Source organism: Oceanimonas marisflavi (genome assembly GCF_003049725.1).
Lineage (GTDB): Bacteria > Pseudomonadota > Gammaproteobacteria > Enterobacterales > Aeromonadaceae > Oceanimonas > Oceanimonas marisflavi.
In genome coordinates this window covers 1-21136 of the sequence record NZ_QAGM01000007.1, presented here as the reverse complement: position 1 = coordinate 21136, position 21136 = coordinate 1, and the positions used below count along the sequence as shown (strand labels likewise).

Here is a 21136-nt window from a genome sequence, read left to right as displayed (position 1 = left end):
GAGGCTGATTTCATTACTGCTGTTTGATAAAACCTTAACAAACCTGAACCAAATTACCTATCAACTCTTCCATTTCTGAAACGTTGTGTACGTCAAGCATTACTGGATGAATCGTGACATCTTACTTTTTATGAGAGTCACTCGAGTTTTTTAAGTGAAATCACCCTTAGTTAGACTTCGTTATGTTCGATTTAATTGGTGTGTTTTTTGAGGTTATTTAACTTGTTGTTTTTTAATGTCTTTAACCAGGTTGCTTAGTCTTGCATTTGGTTTTTGTTGCGACTTCGTGTAATTTCTATATGCGGTCGGAGCAATTAGGTACTATATATCCCTATGAGCAGCAGGGAGCATAAAACGAACAGGGACAGTAGGTGAAAGGCTACAAAGCCATTACTACCCAGATCTTGGGGCAGGGTAGCTCAGCTGGGACGACAGCAAGAATGCCATTTCGGGTGGTGTCAAACGAATCTTGTTATTAATGGTTGTAGTGTATTTCCCGCTTTCCTTTTCTTTTATACCTAGGTCATTCTAATGGCAGCAGTGCTTACTCCAAATGTTATGGAATAGATTTCATTGCTGCCCTCGCCTTGAGACACTCCCTCTATCATATTGCACATTTACCGATGCGCACATTAATCGGTGCCTTGGCATTATTTTATTTATGCTAAATAAAGAAGGGAGTCTGACATGCCTAAAGCTAATAAAAATGATCATCCACTGGTCAACGGTAATAAGCCCGGCAAGGGAGGCCCTGACTTTGATCTGGGAGAACGTATCCGAGATAACTTGGGTATGAATGCTCAGCCGGAAGTGGATGATATTGATCTTTCTGCCGAAGAGGATGGCATTCCGGTGATCGGCCAGTTTGTGGTTACTGATCTCGACAGCAGCGATACCCACACCTTTACCATCACCAGTCAGCCCAGCGAAGGAGAGGTGCAAAATAACGGTGACGGCACGTTCAGTTTTGACCCCGGCAGCGATTTCCAGGAGCTGGGTGAAGGCGAGACCCGGCAGGTGAGTTTCACTTACACTGCTACCGATAGCAGTGATATGGATAATGCCACCAGTGAGGTTGGTACCATTACCATTACCGTCACCGGCAGCAACGACGATCCCGTGGTCTCGGCGGTGAGCGTGGCTGCCACCGAAGACGGCAATGCGGTCACCGGCAACTTTATGGTCAGCGATGCCGACAGCAACGATACCCATACCTTTACCATCACCAGCCAGCCCGCCGAAGGCAGCGTGGTCAACAACAATGACGGCAGCTTCAGCTTTGATCCGGGCACGGATTTTCAGGATCTGGCCGAGGGCGAGATCCGCCAGGTGAGCTTTGACTACACCGCCACCGACAGCGCCGGGGCCACCAGCAGCAGCGGTACCGTCACCATTACCGTTACCGGCGTCAATGACGCGCCGGAGGTCTCGGCGGTGAGCGTGGCCGCCACCGAAGACGGCAATGCGGTCACCGGCAACTTTGTGGTCAGCGATGCCGACGGCAGCGACAGCCACACCTTTGCCATCACCAACCCGCCTGCCGAGGGCAGCGTGGTCAACCACCACGACGGCAGCTTCAGCTTTGATCCGGGCACGGATTTTCAGGATCTGGCCGAGGGCGAAACCCGCCAGGTCAGCTTCACCTACACCGCCACCGACAGCGCCGGGGCCACCAGCAACGGCGGCACCGTCACCATTACCGTCACCGGCGTCAATGACGCGCCCGTGGTCTCGGCGGTGAGCGTCAATGCGGTGGAAGACGGTAATGCGGTCACCGGCAACTTTGTGGTCAGCGATGCCGACGGCAGCGACAGCCACACCTTTGCCATCACCAACCCGCCTGCCGAGGGCAGCGTGGTCAACCACCACGACGGCAGCTTCGGCTTTGATCCGGGCACGGATTTTCAGGATCTGGCCGAGGGCGAAACCCGCCAGGTGAGCTTTGACTACACCGCCACCGACAGCGCCGGGGCCACCAGCAACAGCGGCACCGTCACCATTACCGTCACCGGCGTCAATGACGCGCCCGTGGTCTCGGCGGTGAGCGTCAATGCGGTGGAAGACGGTAATGCGGCCACCGGCAACTTTGTGGTCAGCGATGCCGACGGCAGCGACAGCCATACCTTTGCCATCACCGGCCAGCCCGCCGAGGGCGCGGTCAGCAACAACAACGATGGCAGCTTCAGCTTTGATCCGGGCAATGACTTTCAGGATCTGGCCGAGGGCGAAACCCGCCAGGTGAGCTTTGACTACACCGCCACCGACAGTGCAGGGGCCACCAGCAGCAGCGGTACCGTCACCATTACCGTCACCGGCGTTAATGATGGTCCGGTGATCACCGCTGCAACCGCCACGGACTTAACTCCGGTCAAACTGCCTCAGGAACAAGTGGTGGGTTCCGGCATCGCCGGTCATTCCGGGTCACCTTCGGTGGCGGCTCTGGCGGATGGTGGTCATATCGTGGTGTGGACCGCCAATCACAGTGCCAATCCCGATGGTTCCAGCCATGGCGTTTATGGTCAGCGTTATGATGCCAATGGCAATGAAGTGGGTGGAGAGTTCCTAATTAATAGTTACATTCCCGGTACTCAGAGCAACCCTAGCGTCACTGGACTGGAGGATGGACGCTTTGTCGTGGTGTGGCAGGGCGTTGGCGGTGGAGGTGCAGACGAAATTTACCTTCAACTTTTTGATGCCGGCGGCAATGAGGTGGGGAGTGAGTACAGGGTTAATCCAAGCACGACCAACACTCAATTTGACCCCAGCGTCACCGCCCTGGCTGGTGGTGGCTTTGCGGTAAGCTGGACCAGCAATCATGGCGGTGATTACGACATCTATACCCGGCTGTTCGATAGCAATGGTGCCATCACGGGGGAGTTGTTGACTAACCATATAACGGTAGGCATGCAGTTCACTTACGGTTCGAGAGCCGAAACCGTCGCGGGCCTGAGTAACGGCCGGCTGGTGAGCGTCTGGACGGATGCCTCCGGTCAGGATGGCAGTAGTTCAGGCGTGTTTGCCCGGCTGTTTGAAAGTAATGGCACTGCCGTGACTGTTAACCCTGGTCAGTTTAAGGTCAACACGACGACCGCAGGCAGTCAATGGCTAGCTTCAGTGTCCGCTCTTGAAGGGGATGGTTTTGTTATCACCTGGAGAAGTTTGGACGGTTCAGCTAACGGTATCTTTGCCCAACGCTTCGATGGCGATGGTAACGCCGTTGGCACCGAGTTTCAGGTAAATAGCTATACCTTGAGCGAACAAGCTAACCCCAAGGTTCACGGATTAAAAGATGGCGGCTTTGTGATTGTATGGCAGTCTTATGGCGCAGATGGTGATGTTGATGGTATTTCAGGTCAGCGGTTTGATGCCAGGGGCAACCGCGTGGCAGGCGAGTTTGTTATCAATGACCGGCAACAGGGTTTTCAGCAGAATCCGGATCTGGCGGTAAGGGAAGACGGTGCCCTGGTGGTGGCATGGCTGGATGCCTCTGATGGACAGATGAGGCAAAAAGTGATTCGTTCCGACGACACTGTCACGCCGCTGAATATCGTGGATGAGTCCATTTTGGGGGGGCAAAAACCTGATCTGGCAGCCCTGGCCGACGGTGGTCATATCGTGGTGTGGATGGCCAGCAACGGTGCTAATCCCGATGCTTCGGGCTTTGGCATCTATGGCCGCCGTTTTGATGCCAATGGCGATGCGGTGGGCGATGAGTTTCTGGTCAATACCACCACGGCGAATACGCAGGAGTTCCCCCGTGTCGCCGCCCTTGAAGGCGGTGGTTTTGTGGTGGTCTGGCAAAGTCAGGATGGTGCTGGTTCGGGAATCTATGGCCAGCGTTTTGATAATAACGGCAATGCCATTGGCGCCGAGTTTCTCATTAACCAGAGTACGTTAACCTCTCAGTATTATCCCGGTATCACCGCCCTGGCCGGCGGTGGCTTTGCGGTTAGCTGGACCAGTATTCATGGTGGCGATAACGACACCTATACCCGGCTCTACGATGTCAACGGCACGGCCACCACCCCTGAGCTGCTGACCAATACCACCACCAATGGCGATCAGGCCACTTTTGGTAATACGACTCAGACGGTGGCGGGTCTGGCCAATGGCAGCCTGGTCAGTGTCTGGACGGATTATTCTGGGAGCGATGGTCAAGACAGCGGCATTTTTGCCCGCCTGCTGGATGATCAGGGCAACGCAATCGCCGTTAACGGCAGCACCGATGAATTTCAGGTCAATACCACTACGGCGGGCCATCAGATCGAGGCCTCGGTAGGGGCCCTGGATGACGGTGGTTTTGTTATCGCCTGGCAAAGTCCGGACGGTTCAAGTGATGGCATTTTTGCCCAGCGCTTCGATGGCACCGGCAACGCCGTCGGTGGCGAGTTCCAGGTTAATGTTCATACCTTTAATTTGCAGCAAAACGCTCGGGTGCAGGGCCTGAGCGACGGCGGTTTTGTGATTATCTGGCAGTCCTATCTGGCTGATGGCAGCCTTGATGGCATCTTGGGACGGCGTTTCGATGCCAGTGGCCAGGCGATGGGCGGTGAATTTGTGATTAACCCTCTAACTGTGGGGAGCCAAGCGAGCCCCTCGCTTGCGCTGCGGGCGGACGGCGCCCTGGTGGCGGCCTGGCAGCACAACGGCCAGCTGGTGCAAGAAGTGTTTGAGGATGTTAACGCTCTGGCAACGTCAGGCATGGACCAAGCGGTGACCGGCTCCGGCTCTGGCCCCGAGGTGACGGCTCTGGCCGATGGTGGCCACCTGGTGGTCTGGCATGCCGATGATGGCTCAGGTAACGGCATTTATGGCCAACGCTTCGATGCCAATGGCGGTGTGGTGGGCGGAGAGTTTCTGATCAATAGCACCACGGCGGATCAGCAGTCAAATCCCAGTGCCGCCAGTTTGAATGGCGGTGGTTTTGTGGTGGTCTGGCAAAGTGCCAATCAGGATGGCTCCAGTAATGGCATTTATGGTCAGTTATTCGATGCCAGTGATAATGAAATCGGAAATGAGTTTCTGATCAATCAGACAACCACTTCTGCTCAATACGAAGCTAGTGTCACAACTTTGGCCGATGGTGGCTTTGCGGTGAGCTGGTCCAGTGATCATACTGGTGATCTTGATATCTATACACGGCTTTATAGTGCCAACGGTACTGGCGCCATAGCCACTACCGGTGAATTACTGACCAATACCACCACAAGCGGTTACCAGGCCACCTTCGGCGCTCTCACCGAAACCGTGGCGGGCCTGGCCAATGGCCGTTTTGTGAGTGTATGGAGCGATAACTCAGGCGCTGATGGTAGCAATTGGGGCGTCTTTGCCCGGTTGCTGGATGCGCAGGGTAACGCAGTGGCGGTAAATGGCAGCACCGATCAGTTCCCGGTCAATACCACCACGGTGGACAACCAGTTCTATGCCTCGGTAGGGGCTCTGAATAGCGGTGGCTTTGTCATCGTCTGGCTTAGCCCGGAGGGCTCGGGAAACGGTATTTTCGCCCAGCGCTTCGATGGTGATGGTAATGCCGTGGGCGGCGAGTTTCAGGTCAACGGCTTTACTCAAAGTGAGCAGCTGTATCCTAAAGTACAGGGCCTGGACGATGGCGGCTTTGTGATTATCTGGCAATCCCAAGGCGCCGACGGCTTTAGCTATGGCATCGCCGGCCAGCGTTATGATGTAAACGGCAATGCGTTGGGTGGTGAATTTTCAATCAACAACCAAGCCGTGGGAAATCAATTTAACCCTTCCTTTGATGTGCGGGATGACGGCGCCCTGGTGGTGGCCTGGCAAGATAGTACAACCGGCGGTATCTCTCAGAAAATATTTCAACTGGACCCGCAAGGCGACATCGAGTTTGCCGATCTGGATCTGAACGACAGCCACCAGATCAGCGTGCTGGCGTTGGGCAACGGCTACCTGGGTACCCTGACCGCCATCCTGGCCGACAGCGCCAGCGGCGACGGCCAGGGCCGGGTGCACTGGCGCTTTGACTGGAGCGCCGCCGATCAGGCCGGCCTGGTGGCCGGGCAGCAGCTTAGCCAGCTTTACGGCATTCGCATTGAAGATGATGCCGGCGCCCAGGCTACCCAGTATTTGCTGGTGCAGATTGCCGACAGCGGCCTGGTAACCACCACCTTGCTTGCCCCCGAGGCGGTGCTGCAGGGTGGGCCGGGGGTCGATGGCCTGGCGGGCAGCGCCCTGGCGGAGCTGCTGCTGGGCGAGGGCGGCGCCGACACCCTCACCGGGGGCGAAGGCAACGACTGGCTCTTGGGCGGAGCGGATGCGGATGTATTTGTGTTTGGCGCCAGTTCAGGCCAGGACACCGTCATCGACTTTGCAGTGAACCAGGATCGGCTGCAACTGACCGATGGCGTGACCATCAACGGCTTGAATGAAATCGACACCGACGGTGACGGCAGCCTGGATGCCACCCGGGTGGATCTGGGCGATGGCAACCGGGTCACCCTGCTGGGCGTGATCGGCCTAGGTTCGGCCGAGGAGCTGACCGACCCGAACGATGCCCCGGTGATCACCGCCAACCTGGCCACAGGCTTGCGTCCGGCCCGGCCGGTATCAACGCTGGATCAGTCGGTCGGGCCCGATATTGCCGGGCACGGCGGCACGCCCTCGGTGGCGGCCCTGGCCGACGGCGGCCATCTGGTGGTGTGGACGGCCAGTGACGGCGCTAACCCCGATGCCTCGAGCTCCGGCGTTTATGGCCGCCGCTTTGATGCCAATGGCGACACGGTGGGCGCTGAGTTCCTGATCAACACCACCACGGTCAATTCGCAGCATTACCCCAGTGTCACCGGCCTGGCGGGAGGCGGTGCTGTGGTGGTGTGGCGAGGCAATGGCCTCGGCGATGGGAGCGGCATCTTCGGCCAGTTGCTTGATGCCAGCGGTGCTCCAAGCGGCGGCGAGTTTCTGATTAACCAGAGCACTGCCAGCACTCAGGAACAGCCCAGCGTCACCGCCCTGGCCGGTGGCGGCTTTGCGGTAAGCTGGTACAGCTATCATGGCGGTGATGCCGATATCTATACCCGGTTTTTTGATGCCGGCGGCACCGCCACCAGCAACGAGCTGCTGACCAATACCACCATCACCGGCGATCAGGTTACCGAAGGCCATCAAGCCGAAACGGTAGCGGGCCTGGCCAATGGTCGTCTGGTTAGCGTCTGGGTTGACCGATCCGGCGCCGATGGCAGTGGCGTTTTCGCCCGCTTGTTGGAAAGCGACGGCACTCCGGTCGCCATCGGTGGCAGCAGTGATGAGTTCCAGATCAATACCACCACGGCGGGAGGCCAGTTTTGGGCCTCGGTCGGCGCCCTGAATAACGGCGGTTTTGTGATTAGCTGGTATAGCGGCGGTGATATTGTTGCCCGGCGTTTCGATGGCGATGGCAACGCCCTGGGAAGCGAGTTCCAGATAAACAGGGAGCCTTTTAGTACCAGCCAGTTTAACCCCAAGGTGCAGGGGCTGAATGACGGCGGTTTTGTGATTGTCTGGGCGACGTTACCCCTGGATGGCGACGGTTACGGCATTGCCGGCCAGCGTTACGATGTTAATGGCAACCGGGTGGGGGATGTGTTTATCGTTAACGACCAGACCTTGGGTAACCAAAGCGCTCCGGATTTGGCGGTGCGGGCGGACGGCGCCCTGGTGGTAGTCTGGCGTGACCAGTATACCGGTGAGATGGCGCAGAAAATCATTGAAAGCCCGGCCGATGTTACCCTGGCGGGGTTTGTTAACGAGGTGATCCAGAATAACCAAAGCCCCGCCATTACCGCCCTGGCCGACGGCGGCCATCTGCTGGTATGGATGGCCAGCCACAGCGGCAACCCGGATGCTTCTGGCTACGGCGTCTACGGCCGGCGTTTCGATGCCGAAGGCCAGGCGGTGGACGGCGAGTTCTTGATCAACACCACCACCAACGGCGATCAGCGCTACCCCAGCGTCGCCGGCCTGGAGAACGGTCATGTGGTGGTGGTCTGGCAAAGCCAGAATCTGGATGGCTCGGGAAACGGCATAGTGGGCCGGTTATATGACGCCAACGGCACCGCCATCGGCGGCGAGTTCCTGATAAACCAGGGCACCGCCAATGAGCAAATTGAATCCAGCGTGACCGCCCTGGCCGGCGGCGGCTTTGCGGTCAGCTGGAGGAGCGATCATGGCGGCAGTGCCGATATCTATACCCGGCTCTACGATGATAACGGTTCTGCCACCACCAATGAACTGCTGACCAATACCACCACAAGCGGCACTCAGGCGACCTTTGGCTCCACGGCCGAAACCGTGGTGGGTCTGGCCAATGGTCGCCTGGTGAGCGTGTGGATCGATTCTAGCGCCGATGGCAGCGGCTACGGCGTCTTCGCCCGGCTGCTGGATAACCAGGGCATCGCGGTGGCGGTGAATGGCAGCACCGATGAATTCCAGGTCAATAGCACCACGGCGAGCAATCAGTGGGTGGCGTCTGTCGGGGCCCTGGATGACGGTGGTTTTGTCATCGCCTGGCAAAGCCCGGACGGTTCAAATGACGGCATTTTTGCCCAGCGCTTCGATGGCGACGGCAACGCCCTGGGCGGCGAATTTCAGGTCAATCTCTATACCGAGAGCTTGCAGCAAAACGCCAGGGTGCAGGGGCTGAGCGACGGCGGCTTTGTGATCCTCTGGCAGTCCAATGGGGTCGACGGCAATAGCTGGGGCATCTCGGGCCGGCGTTATGATGCCGGCGGCCTGGCGCTGGACGATGAATTTGTGGTGAATACCCTCACCTCGGGCAGCCAGACCAACCCTGCTGTAACGCTGCGGGCAGACGGCGCCCTGGTGGCGGTCTGGCAGGATAGCGGCCAGTTAATGCAAAAGGTGATCGAGCACACCGCCACCCTGCCGGCCACGGGCCAGGACCAAGCGGTGAGCAACTCCGGCTCTGCCCCCGAGGTGACGGCCCTGAATGACGGTGGCCATCTGGTGGTGTGGTATCAATTCAACGGCGGAAGTCAGGATATTTTCGGCCAGCGCTTCAATGCCAATGGCGATGCGGTGGGCGGCTCCTTCCTGATCAATACCACCACGGCGGATCAGCAATATTACCCCAGCGCCGCCGGCTTGGAGGGCGGTGGTTTTGTGGTGGTCTGGCATAGCCTTAACCAGGATGGCTCGGGCGCTGGCGTCTACGGCCAGCGCTACAATGCCAGCGGAGTGGCGCAGGGCAGCGAGTTTTTGATAAACGAGTCCACTGTCGGCGAGCAGTATGATGCCAGCGTTGCCGCCCTGGCCGATGGCGGCTTTACGGTAAGCTGGACCAGCAGGCAAAGTGATAGTGGTGATATCTATACCCGCTTTTACGATGCCGGCGGCAACGCCACCACCGGTGAGTTGCTCACCAATACCACCATCGCCGGCACCCAGGTGACGCAAGGCAGTAGCGCCGAGACGGTGGCGGGCCTGGCCAATGGTCGCCTGGTCAGCGTATGGAGCGATAGCTCAAGCGCCGATGGCAATGTCTGGGGCGTTTTCGCCCGGCTGTTTGCAAGCGACGGCACCCCGCTGGCCATAGGTGGCAGCACCGATGAATTCCAGGTCAATAGCACCACGGCGGGTACCCAGTACTTTGCTTCCGTGGGGGCCCTGAATGACGGCGGCTTTGTGATTGTCTGGAAAAGTTCGGATGGCTCTGGCTTCGACATTTTTGCCCAGCGCTTCGACGGGGACGGCAACGCCGTGGGCGGTGAGTTCCGGGCCAACAGCCAAACACCTGGACAACAGGGCAACGCCAGGGTGCAGGGCCTGGACGATGGCGGCTTTGTGATTATCTGGGAGTCGGAAGGAGTGGATGGCAACGGTGTTGGCATCGCCGGCCAGCGCTATGATGCCAACGGTAACGCCATCGGAGATGAATTTGTGGTTAACGGCAATACGGTCGGCTATCAGGGCCAGCCTTCTTTCTCGGTCCGGGGCGACGGCGCCCTGGTGGTGGCCTGGTATGATAGCCCGGGAATTGCCCAGAAAATCATCGACCTGGAGCCCCAGAACGAGATTTATTTCTCCGATCTGGATCTGAACGACAGCCACCAGGTCAGCGTGCTGGAATTGGACGGCGGCTACCTGGGCACCCTGACCGCGACCCTGGCCGACAGCGCCAGCGGCGACGGCCAGGGCCGGGTGCACTGGGACTTCTCGTTAAGCGCCGCCGAGCAGGCCGGCCTGGAGGCCGGGCAGCAGCTCAGCCAGCTGTACGGCATTCGCATTGAAGACGCCGACGGCGCCCTGGCCACCCAGTATTTGCTGGTGCAGATAGCCGACAGCGGCCTGGTAACCACTACCTTGCTTGCCCCCGAGGCGGTGCTGCGGGGGGGGCCGGGGGCAGACGGCCTGACGGGCAGCGCCCTGGCGGAACTGCTGCTGGGCGAGGGCGGCGTCGACACCCTCACCGGGGGAGAGGGCAACGACTGGCTCTTGGGCGGCGATGATGCGGATGTATTTGTGTTTGGCGCCAACTCGGGCCAGGACACCATTATCGACTTTGCGCCCGGCCAGGATCAGTTGCAACTGACCGATGGCGTGACCATCAACAGCCTGAATGAGACCGATACCGACGGCAACGGCAGCCTGGATGCCACCCAGGTGGATCTGGGCGATGGCAATCAGGTCACCCTGCTGGGCGTGACCGGCATTACCGACCCCAACGATCTGCTGAGCTGAGGAGGCCGATATGAATGCCAAGTCCGTGTTTCACCGCCCCTTGGGGCGGTTATGGGGAGCCATGGCCTGGGTGCTGCTGTTCAGCATGGCCGTTAACTTGCTGATGCTGGCCACTCCCATTTACATGCTGCAGGTCTATGACCGGGTGCTCAACTCCCGCTCCCAGGACACCCTGTTGTTGCTCACCCTGATGGTGTTGGTAGCGCTAGCCACCATGGCTGCCCTGGAAGTAGTGCGGGGCTGGCTGATGGTTAGGCTGAGCCGCTGGCTGGATAACCACTGGGCCAATGAATTGCTGGCGGCGGAGATCCGCGCCGCCGGCCAAGGGGGAGCGCCCTCGGTGCAGGGGCTGCGCGAGCTGGAGCGGCTGCGGGGCTTTTTGTGCGGCCCCGCCGTGTTGGCGTTGCTGGACTGCCCTTGGGTACCGGTGTTTCTGGCCTTTGTATTTGTGCTTCACCCCCTGCTGGGATGGGCCGCCAGTGCCGGTGCCCTGGTACTGTTTGTGCTGGCGTTGCTGAACCAGTGGCTAACCCGCCGGCTGCTGGCGGCGTCGGCCGGTGCCGGCCGGCAGGCGATGGAACGTGCCGAAGGCGCGGTGCGCAACGCCGACGCCATTCACGCCATGGGCATGATGCCCCAGTTGCTGACGCACTGGCGCAGCAGCTACAACAGCGGGCAGGCGGCCCAGTGCCGGGCCAGCGAACGAGCCGGCCTGGTGACGGCCGGCTCCAAGTTTGTGCGCCTGGGGTTGCAGGTTATGATGCTGGGAGCCGGCGCCTGGCTGGTGATCCAGGGCGAGCTGACTAGTGGTGGCATGATTGCCGGCTCCATTCTGATGGGGCGGGCCCTGGCCCCGGTGGAGCAATCCATTGCCTCCTGGCGGACCATGTTGTCGGCACTGGGCGCCTACCGCAAGGTAAGGGCCATGCTGGCACCCATTGCCGACACTGCCCCTGCTCTTGCCATGCCCGAGCCTGCCGGCAAACTCACGGTAGAAGGGCTGACTTACTACCATCCCGGCTGCCAGTCCCCCCTGCTCAGGGGCATTGGCTTTGAGCTGGCGCCGGGGGAGGTGCTGGGCATTATCGGTCCTTCGGGAGCGGGCAAGTCCACCCTGGTCCGGTTGCTGCTTGGCAATATCAGGCCTCAGGCGGGAGAAGTGCGCCTGGACGGGGTGGAAATGAGCCAGTGGCCGTCTGAGGAAAAAGGACCTCACTGCGGTTATCTGCCTCAGGATGTGGAGCTGTTTTCCGGTACGGTGCGACAGAACATTGCCCGTATGGGAGAAGAAGATTCACCACAAATTCTGGAAGCGGCCCAGGCGGCGGGATGCCACCAGTGGATATTGCGGCTGCCTCAGGGCTACGACACCGAAATAGGAGACGGCGGGCGCGCCTTGTCCGGTGGTGAGCGTCAGCGCCTGGCCCTGGCCCGCGCCCTGTTTGGCAAACCGATTCTGGTGGTGCTGGACGAGCCCGGTGCCAGCCTGGATAACCTGGGCGAGCAGGCACTGCAGCAGGCCATAGGCCGGCTCAAGGAAAGAGGCGCGACAGTGGTGCTGATTGGCCACAGACCCGCCACCATGCAGCAGGTAGACAAGGTGCTGGTGCTGCAACAGGGGCAGGTGGCCGCCTTTGGCCCCAGGGAAGAAGTGATGGCGCCACTGGTGCAACATGCGGGAGGTCAACATGGATAAGTCGACGCACACAATTGGTCTGGCGGCGCCGGTGTTGGTGGGGGTACTGGTGCTGGCGCTGTTTTTTGGTGGTCTGGGGGCCTGGGCCTTTCTTTCTCCGCTGGACAGTGCGGCCCTGGCACCGGGGCTGGTCAGTGTGGAGTCCAGGCGCAAAACGGTGCAGCATCTGGAGGGCGGAATTGTTAAAGATTTGCTGGTGCAGGATGGTGATCAGGTTCGGCGCGGGCAGGTGCTGGTTGAGCTGGACGCGACTCAGGCCAGAGCCAACCTGGAGTTGTTGGAAGGGCGTTATCTGGGAGCCAGGGCGCTGGAGGCCAGGCTGATGGCGGAGCGGGATGGCGAGACCGAGCTGCCGTTGCCGGCAGCGGCACCGGTGGAAGGCAAGCTGGAGCGCTGGGCCGATATTTTTTCGGTGCAGCAGCGGATCTTCGCCACCAACAGGGAATACCTGGCCAGACGTCACGATATTATTGCCCAGGGTATTCACCAGTATCAGGCTGAGATGGACGGATTGGGGGAGTTTATTCAGGCTCAGCGGGGGAGGGTAGCCTTGATCCGGGATGAGATTGGCAGCAACCGCAAACTGGTGGAAAAAGGACTGGCCAGCAAGCCACGGCTGCTGGAGTTGCAAAAGGAGCTGGCCGAGGCCCGGGGGGAAATCAGTAAAAGCCGGGCCCGGGTGGCCCTGTTGCACCAGAGTGTTGCCGAGAATGAGATCCGTTTCGATGAGTTGCGGGTGTCCCACCTGAGTAAGGTGGTGGCCGAGTTGCGTGAGGTGCAGTCGGAATTGCTGGATCTGAATGAACAGCTCAGGGCGGCCAGAGATGTACTGGCCAGAACTGTCTTGCGTGCGCCTCTGGATGGCGTGGTGGTCAATATGCAACTGCATACTTTGGGCGGGGTGGTGTCACCGGGACAACCCATACTCGACATAGTGCCCAGCGATGAGCCCTTGGTGATAGAAGCCAGGATAGATCCTGTAGACATTGAGGTAGTACGACCCGGCCTGGATGCGCTGGTGCATCTGCCCGCCTTTAATATGCGCTACATGCAGCCCTTGCCGGGGAAAGTACAACGGGTGTCGGCGGATCGACTGGTGGATGAGCAAACCGGGCAGGGGTATTTTCTTGCCAGGGTGGCGCTGGGGGAGGATGCAACAACGGCGTTGCCCGCCGGGGCCGAGCTTTATCCCGGCATGCAGGCGGAAGTGATCGTTTTGACCGGTGCCCATACGCCCATTGATTACCTGCTGGACCCCCTGCGACGAGGGCTGAACCGGGCGATGCGGGAGCAATAAGGCTTTCAGAAAGCGCCCCCGCGAAGGCGGGGGACCATGTGTGGCCCGGCGCAGTGCTACAGGCCGGCGTCGGGCTCCTGGATTTCCGCCTGCGCGGAAATGACGGCATGTCACAGGCGCCTGCATTGTTGGGATTCGCTTCGCTCATCACAACCTACAGCCTTACAGCTCGCGGTGTTTATGGTTATCATCCGCCTTTACCGTCGTTATCCCGGAGCCTGCCTTGCTCGCCACCCTGTATTCGCTGTTTCCCCTGTCTTTGCGCCGGCAACTGGCCGGAGGCCTGATCCTGGCGGCCATGGCGATGATTGCCGCCGGTCTGCTGGGGCTGGGGATTGCGCCGCACTGGGCGGGGCTGGCGTACTGGTGTGCGGCGGCGCTGCTGTGGCCGGGGCTGGCCAAACGCAACCGCACCCAGGCGCTGGTGTTGTTGCTGGTGGGGGGCGGCTGCCTGGTCTGGAGCGCAGGGCAGGGGGCCGAGGTGGATCCGCAGCGGCTGGTGGCGGGCAACAGCGGCTTGTTGTCCATGCTGGTGGCGGTCAGCTTTTTAAGCCTGGTGAGCCGGCCACAAACCGAAGACGACGAGCGTTCGCCCAAAGGCAAGCGGGCGCTGGCGTCCACCCTGGCGGCGGTGCATTTGTTTGGCTCTGTGATCAATTTGTCGTCGGTGTTTATTATCGGCGATCGTCTGTCCCGGCGCGGTAGTGTGACCCGGGAGCAGGCGCTGGTGCTGATCCGCGGCTTTACCGCCGCCGCCTTCTGGTCGCCGTTTTTTGTCGCCATGGCGGTGTCGCTGAGCGTGGCCCCCGATGCCCGGCTGGCGACCCTGTGGCTGGTGAGCATGCCCCTGGCACTGTGCAGCCTGCTGCTGCCGGGTTTGCTGGCGGCGGCGGTGCTGACACTGCATGAGCTGAAGCCGGCGCTCTCCATTCTGGCGGTGATCACCCTGATGGCACCGGCGCTGACCCTGGCCATTCTCACGGTAAAGCGGCAACGACCGCTGGCGGTGGTGGCCGGGCTGGTGAGTGGCCGGCTGCCGCAAATGGGCAACGAGCTGGCGCTGTTTCTGGCCGCCGGGGTGCTGGGCTATGGCCTGGAAACCCTGTTTTCCACCCTGGGCGGCAGCCTGCCACTGACGCACTTTGGCCCGGTGGAGGCCAGTGTGACCTATTCGGCCACGGTAGTGCTGTCGTTGCTCGGTATTCATCCCATTATCTGTATCTCGCTGGCAGGGGCGGTGCTGATGCCCCTTGAGCCCGACCATACCCTGCTGGCGCTGGTGTTTTTGTCGTCCTGGGCGGTGGGCACTTCCACCGGGCCGCTGTCGGGCATTAACCTGGCGTTTCAGGGCCGTTACGGGCTGGACTCGTTCCGCATTATGCGCTGGAATCTGGGCTATGCGGCGGCCATGTCGGCGTTGGTGGTGGTGGCCATTTTTGTGCTGGCGGCGCTGCCCGGGCTGGCATAACCGTCTGGGCAATGTCACAATCATGCCCTGCGGAAGGGGCCTCCCGGCTCCACAGGAGACCAACGTGAAATTTATCTGGCTAAAGGTGTTGCTGACCGTGATTATCTTCGCCGGCCTGTTTGGCTGGGTATACTATAAGGTGGCCAACGGCGGTATCTGAGCAGGCTACCGGACTGCATGCCGGAATCAAGGGGGCGGTCCGGCCGTGAAAGACGGCAGAAAATACGGAGCCGGGGCGTTGAGCCGGTTCTGCACAAAAAGTGCACGCAAACCCGCTCGGGCCATTTGCGCGCGGCTGGGTTCTACTGCATAATGTGCGCCTCGAAATCTGAGGTGCGGTGTGCTGGTACTCTTCGCATGCTCCGTCTACTTCTTTAATCAACCATATAAAGTTGCATCATGTCTGATTTATCACATTACAGAAACATCGGTATTTTTGCTCACGTTGACGCGGGCAAGACCACCACAACCGAACGTATCCTCAAGCTGACCGGTAAAATCCACAAGGCGGGCGAGACCCACGACGGTGAGTCCACCACCGACTTCATGGAGCAGGAAGCCGAGCGGGGTATTACCATCCAGTCTGCTGCTGTTAGCTGCTTCTGGAAAGGTCACCGTTTCAACGTTATCGACACTCCCGGACACGTTGACTTCACCGTTGAAGTATACCGTTCACTGAAAGTACTGGATGGCGGTATCGGCGTATTCTGTGGTTCCGGCGGTGTTGAGCCCCAGTCCGAAACCAACTGGCGCTATGCCAACGAATCCGGCGTTGCCCGTATCATCTTCGTGAACAAGCTGGACCGTCTGGGCGCCGACTTCCTGCGCGTAGTTCAGCAGACCCGCGACGTACTGGCTGCCAACCCGGTAGTAATGGTTCTGCCCATCGGCCGTGAAGACGAGTTCAAGGGTGTGGTTGACCTGCTGACCCGCAAGGCCTATATCTGGGACGACTCCGGTGATGCCGAAAACTACACCATCGAAGACGTGCCGGCCGACATGGTTGACATGGTTGAAGAATACCGTGAGCAGCTGGTAGAAAGCGCCGTTGAACAAGACGACGACCTGATGGAAGCCTACATGGAAGGTGAAGAGCCCTCCATCGAAGACATCAAGCGTTGTATCCGTAAGGGTACCCGCACCATGGCCATCTTCCCGGCCTACTGTGGTTCCGCGTTCAAGAACAAGGGCATGCAGCTGGTGCTGGACGCCGTGAACGACTACCTGCCGAGCCCGACCGAAGTTGATCCGCAGCCGCTGACCGACGAAGAAGGCAACGAGACCGGCGAGCACGCCATCGTAGACGCCGACGCCCCGCTGAAAGCGCTGGCGTTCAAGATCATGGACGACCGTTTCGGCGCCCTGACCTTCGTACGTATCTACTCCGGCCGCATCAAGAAGGGTGACACCATCCTCAACAGCGCCACCGGCAAGACCGAGCGCGTAGGCCGCATGGTAGAAATGCAGGCCGACGAGCGTACCGAGCTGGACTCTGCCCAGGCTGGTGACATCATCGCCATCATCGGTATGAAGAACGTGCAGACCGGTCACACCCTGTGTGATGTCAAGCACCCCTGCACCCTGGAAGCCATGGTGTTCCCCGAGCCGGTAATCTCCATTGCCGTTGCGCCGAAGGACAAGGGCGGTTCCGAGAAGATGGGCGTGGCCATCGGTAAAATGGTTGCCGAAGATCCGTCTTTCCGCGTAGAAACCGACGAAGATTCCGGTGAAACCATCCTGAAAGGCATGGGCGAACTGCACCTGGACATCAAGGTAGACATTCTGAAGCGTACCTACGGCGTTGAGCTGATTGTAGGTGAGCCGCAGGTAGCCTACCGCGAAACCATCACCGCTCAGGTTGAAGACAGCTACACCCACAAGAAGCAGTCTGGTGGTTCCGGTCAGTACGGTAAGATCGACTACATCATCCGTCCGGGCGAAGCCAACACCGGTCTGGTGTTCAAGTCTTCCGTAGTGGGTGGTAACGTACCGAAGGAATTCTGGCCCGCCATCGAAAAGGGTGTTGCCAGCATGATGAAGACCGGCCCGATCGCTGGCTTCCCGGTACTGGACATCGAGTTCGAACTGACCGACGGTGCCTACCACGCGGTTGACTCCTCCGCCATCGCGTTCGAAATCGCCGCCAAGGGCGCCTTCCGTCAGTCTCTGCCGAAAGCTCAGCCCCAGCTGCTGGAGCCGATCATGAAGGTTGACGTGTTCACTCCGGAAGATCACGTGGGTGACGTTATCGGTGACCTGAACCGTCGTCGCGGCATGATCAAGGATCAGAACGCGGGCGTGACCGGCGTGCGCATCAAGGCTGACGTACCCCTGTCCGAAATGTTCGGTTACATCGGCTCTCTGCGTACCATGACTTCTGGCCGCGGCCAGTTCTCCATGGAATTCTCTCACTACGCTGCCTGCCCGGCCAACGTGTCCGAGAAAGTGGTAGCTCAGGTGAAAGAGCGCAAGGCCGCCGAAGCCAAGAAGTAAGTTCGGCTAACCCCGAATACTTCGATAAAAACCGCTGCTTCGGCAGCGGTTTTTTTTGCCCGGAACATCAGCGAACGCAATGCGAAGCAGCAGCGTGGTTGCGCTCCGCTGACACGCTTCCAGCCCCTCCCTGGGTCGCTCGGCACATGCCATCCCTGGCATGTGACGGTCAGCTCCGGCAATCCCCGCTGCTGCTTCGTGATACTACAGAGTTGTCTGCTTGCTATCACTCCCGCACTTTCATTCGTCGCTCCCGCGAAGGCGGGAGCCCATTCCACAAACACCGCTAAACCCAACGGCGGCGGGCAGGGTCTATGCCGCTTATGGCGGTGTCTATATTTTTGTGGCGATACTTTGGTTGTGGGCAGTGGACGGCATTCGCCCCACCTTATGGGATCTGGTGGGGGTATCAGTCGCCTTGCTGGGAATGGCGATCATCATGTTCGCTCCCAGAAGCGTATAGTTAATGCAGCGTCAGCCACTCGGAGGTTCGTATGAGCAAAAAAGTGAAGTTTACGGCCGGCCGCAATATCGCGCTTAAGATACCGCCTCACTTGTACGATGAAACGGTGCGCTTCTATCGTGATGTTCTCGGTTTTCGGGAAATAACGGAGCAGGCACCTGCCGTGGGCTTTCAGTTTGGCACCAACAATCTCTGGCTCGATTCCGTTCCGGGGCTGAGCCAGGCCGAAACCTGGCTTGAAGTGGTCACCGATGATATTGACGGTGCCGCACAGCAGCTTAACGCGGCGGGCGTGGTGCGCCGTGACGAGATTGAGCCGCTGCCAGAGGGTATGCAGGCGTTCTGGATATCGAGCCCGGCATCCATCATTCACCTGGTCTGCCAGGATGCCGCGTCCTGGTCTTAGACGCGGTCATATCAGATAAACCCATGCTCTATTTCGCTTACGGCTCCAATCTATCTCTTGCCCGCATGCGCGCTCGGGTGCCTTCCTCTAGAGTGATTGCGGTGGCCCAGCTCAGCCGGTACCGGCTGATGTTTCACAAGGTCGGCCAGGACGGCTCGGGCAAGTGCGATATTGTCAGCACCGGGCAGCCGAGCGACCTTGTTTACGGTGTAGTGTATGATATTTCGCCGGCGGAGAAGCCCTGGCTGGATCGGGTGGAAGGGCTGGGTGCCGGTTATGCTGAAAAGCCGGTACGGGTGATAACACTGTCAGGAGCCGAACTGGCGGCGGTGTGTTATGTCGCCACCCATATCGATGCCGGCCTGATGCCGTTTTCATGGTACAAGGCCCATGTGCTGCACGGCGCCGAGGAGCATGGTCTGCCGGCCGACTATCTCAGGGCGCTGGGTGCGGTTGCGGCAATTGAAGATTCAAATCGGGAGCGCCACCGGCGGGAGACCGGGCTTTACCAATGATGTGATAATGGAGCCGTCATGAAAATTGTATCTTTTACCGAAGTCAGTAACCGCCTGAAAGCGGTGCTGGGTGACGTTGTTAATGACGCCGATGTGACCATTATTACTCGTAAAAACTCTGAAGATGTCGCTTGAGTATTACAACAGCCTGATGGAAACGGTGTATCTGCTGTGCTCTTTCGAAAATGACAGGCACCTTGAGCGCTCAATAGCACAGTATCGGGCAGGCCATACCACTGGCTGAGAACTAACGAAACTGCTGCAGCCAGCGTTTGCTAAGCCGGAAACTTTACAGTCCAGAAAGGAGCGGTTATGACGATATATTCCGGTTCTTGCCTGTGTGGCACTGTGCGTTTTGAAGTCAAAGGCGAGTTCGACAGCTTTTATCTGTGTTATTGCCGGCGCTGTCAAAAAGACACGGGATCGGCCCATGGGGCTAACCTGTTCTCCCAATCGGCCAGGCTGAGCTGGACGTCGGGCGTGAATGCGGTGGCGTCTTTCACGCTTCCCGGCACTCGCCACAGCAAATGCTTCTGCAAGCATTGCGGCTCGGCCTTGCCAAACACTCAGGTTGCCGGCTTGCTGGTGGTGCCGGCTGGGAGCCTGGACACTGAGGTTTCCCTGTTGCCCGCGGCACGTATTTTTACCTGCCGCCAGATGAATTGGAGCAAAAAGTCAGATGGAGTGCCGGTGTTCAAGAAGATGCCAGTTTGAGCTAAGCTCATCATCACTCTTGGTTTTACAAGGTTTTTATTAATGAAAGAAAGTGACTGGAAGAAATTTAGAGTGATTAAAGAGCAGGCTCTGGATAGATTCTGCACTCAAATACTGAGCGAGTGTGAGCAAGTGATCACTCATCAGGATGAGCGGGCACATCAGCGCTATTTGGCACTGTTTGATCTGATGAATAAGCGTGATGAGGAAGTGTCAGAGATATTTGATGGCCACAGCCGCTCCCAGGCCCGGTTACAGCTGCTGGCCATGCGATCCAGAGGGCTGGCAGATGATAAGCTGGTGGCGGAACTGTCTGAAGAGTTTCAGGCACAAACAAATCCTCATAGGAGTTAATAAACAGCCATAAGGCTACATTCCAACTGCACCTGCCTGTACCATTAGCGGTTTACTCCTGCACAGAGCGCTGTTATTTGATGTCCACCTTTCTCTCCGGCTTTGCTTTGAGCTTTTCTCTGATCCTGGCCATTGGCTCCCAGAACGCCTTTGTACTGAAACAGGGTATTAAACGCCACCATGTGTTTGTGGTGTGTGCGGTGTGCGCCCTGTCCGATGCGGTGCTGATCTCGCTGGGCGTGGCGGGCTTTGGGGCCATTGTGCAGCAGTTTCCGGCCATTGAGACCCTTGCCCGCTATGGCGGGGCGGCCTTTCTGGCGGTATATGCCTTTCTGAGTTTTAAATCGGCCTTCAGTACCACCCATGCCATGACGGCTTCGGGCGAAACCCGGCAGTCGCTGCTGAAAACCGTGGCCATCTGTCTGGCCTTTACCTGGCTGAACCCTCATGTCTATCTGGATACGGTGGTGTTGCTGGGCTCCGTTTCCACTCAATATCAGGCTCAGGGAATATTTGCGCTTGGGGCCATCTGTGCCTCCATGGTGTTCTTTTTCAGTCTGGGCTACGGCGCCCGCGTGCTGGCTCCGGTGTTTCAGCGGCCCCGGGCCTGGAAGGTGCTGGAGTTTGTGGTGGGGGTCATGATGACCACCATTGCGGTAACCCTGGTGCTGGGGGTGTAAAAAAGCGAAGCCGCCTGGCTTCGCTTTTTTGTCTGGATGTTGCCGTTAGCACCGGAGCCATTTGCCCTGGACTCCCGCCTTCGCGCTGAGGGCTCCCCAGTTTTTTGGGATCATGCCGAAACACCCAATGAGAGTACATAAAGCCGGCTCAGTCGTGCCAGGGCTCGCTCCAGGAGCGAGCCCGTTACTCGCCGGGGTTCATGAAACAACATTTGTTTGCCCAAGGTCAAAAAGGACAGCACCCGGCGTTGCGCCGTATTGGCTTGGTAGCGCCGGTGCCATCCTTGGTGCTCCGCTTCGAATCCCACCAGCCACAGCATCAGCGTGGCGACCTGCGCAATCA

10 protein-coding genes and 2 pseudogenes are annotated in these 21136 nt (G+C 59.0%); 11 read left to right on the top strand and 1 reads right to left on the bottom strand.

The window, feature by feature from the left end:
* The first annotated feature begins 687 nt into the window (after window positions 1-687).
* From DA373_RS06110 to DA373_RS06055, 11 genes and pseudogenes are all read left to right on the top strand, one after another.
* On the top strand, window positions 688-10707 hold the full coding sequence (locus tag DA373_RS06110; protein ID WP_107851448.1) for a VCBS domain-containing protein: 10020 nt from the start codon (window positions 688-690) through the stop codon (window positions 10705-10707).
* Between the two features lie 10 nt (window positions 10708-10717).
* Window positions 10718-12403, top strand: a complete 1686-nt coding sequence (locus tag DA373_RS06105) for a type I secretion system permease/ATPase (protein WP_107851447.1) — start codon at window positions 10718-10720, stop codon at window positions 12401-12403.
* Entirely contained in the window at window positions 12396-13700 is a 1305-nt protein-coding gene (locus DA373_RS06100; protein WP_157953688.1) for an HlyD family type I secretion periplasmic adaptor subunit, read from the top strand. The genes DA373_RS06105 and DA373_RS06100 overlap by 8 nt, the downstream gene beginning before the upstream one ends.
* 223 nt (window positions 13701-13923) lie before the next feature.
* Window positions 13924-15168, top strand: a complete 1245-nt coding sequence (locus DA373_RS06095; RefSeq protein WP_107851445.1) for a hypothetical protein — start codon at window positions 13924-13926, stop codon at window positions 15166-15168.
* A 399-nt stretch (window positions 15169-15567) separates the two neighbouring features.
* Window positions 15568-17661 carry an elongation factor G gene (gene fusA / locus DA373_RS06090; protein ID WP_107851444.1) on the top strand — a complete coding sequence of 698 codons (2094 nt, stop codon included), beginning with the start codon at window positions 15568-15570 and terminating at the stop codon, window positions 17659-17661.
* A gap of 286 nt (window positions 17662-17947) precedes the next feature.
* A pseudogene (locus tag DA373_RS06085) lies at window positions 17948-18124 on the top strand (YnfA family protein); the annotation flags it as partial.
* 31 nt (window positions 18125-18155) lie between these two features.
* Complete coding sequence (locus tag DA373_RS06080) at window positions 18156-18530, top strand: VOC family protein (RefSeq protein WP_107851443.1); 375 nt, start codon at window positions 18156-18158, stop codon at window positions 18528-18530.
* 23 nt (window positions 18531-18553) lie between these two features.
* Window positions 18554-19045, top strand: a complete 492-nt coding sequence (locus DA373_RS06075; RefSeq protein WP_107851442.1) for a gamma-glutamylcyclotransferase family protein — start codon at window positions 18554-18556, stop codon at window positions 19043-19045.
* 312 nt (window positions 19046-19357) lie between these two features.
* Entirely contained in the window at window positions 19358-19759 is a 402-nt protein-coding gene (locus tag DA373_RS06065; protein ID WP_107851441.1) for a GFA family protein, read from the top strand.
* A gap of 42 nt (window positions 19760-19801) precedes the next feature.
* Window positions 19802-20113 (top strand): hypothetical protein, encoded by a 312-nt coding sequence (locus DA373_RS06060; RefSeq protein WP_107851440.1) that lies wholly within the window; start codon window positions 19802-19804, stop codon window positions 20111-20113.
* Between the two features lie 80 nt (window positions 20114-20193).
* Complete coding sequence (locus tag DA373_RS06055) at window positions 20194-20793, top strand: LysE/ArgO family amino acid transporter (protein ID WP_107851439.1); 600 nt, start codon at window positions 20194-20196, stop codon at window positions 20791-20793.
* Between the two features lie 110 nt (window positions 20794-20903).
* Here the strand turns inward: DA373_RS06055 and DA373_RS16430 are convergent.
* Window positions 20904-21136 (bottom strand): annotated as a pseudogene (locus tag DA373_RS16430) (hypothetical protein); the annotation flags it as partial.

Excerpts from the sequence above, each read along its gene's own strand:
- DA373_RS06110 (WP_107851448.1), top strand. The coding sequence starts at position 688 with ATGCCTAAAGCTAATAAAAATGATCATCCACTGGTCAACGGTAATAAG.
- DA373_RS06105 (WP_107851447.1), top strand. The coding sequence starts at position 10,718 with ATGAATGCCAAGTCCGTGTTTCACCGCCCCTTGGGGCGGTTATGGGGA.
- DA373_RS06100 (WP_157953688.1), top strand. The coding sequence starts at position 12,396 with ATGGATAAGTCGACGCACACAATTGGTCTGGCGGCGCCGGTGTTGGTG.
- fusA (WP_107851444.1), top strand. The coding sequence starts at position 15,568 with ATGTCTGATTTATCACATTACAGAAACATCGGTATTTTTGCTCACGTT.
- DA373_RS06080 (WP_107851443.1), top strand. The coding sequence starts at position 18,156 with ATGAGCAAAAAAGTGAAGTTTACGGCCGGCCGCAATATCGCGCTTAAG.
- DA373_RS06075 (WP_107851442.1), top strand. The coding sequence starts at position 18,554 with ATGCTCTATTTCGCTTACGGCTCCAATCTATCTCTTGCCCGCATGCGC.
- DA373_RS06065 (WP_107851441.1), top strand. The coding sequence starts at position 19,358 with ATGACGATATATTCCGGTTCTTGCCTGTGTGGCACTGTGCGTTTTGAA.
- DA373_RS06060 (WP_107851440.1), top strand. The coding sequence starts at position 19,802 with ATGAAAGAAAGTGACTGGAAGAAATTTAGAGTGATTAAAGAGCAGGCT.
- DA373_RS06055 (WP_107851439.1), top strand. The coding sequence starts at position 20,194 with ATGTCCACCTTTCTCTCCGGCTTTGCTTTGAGCTTTTCTCTGATCCTG.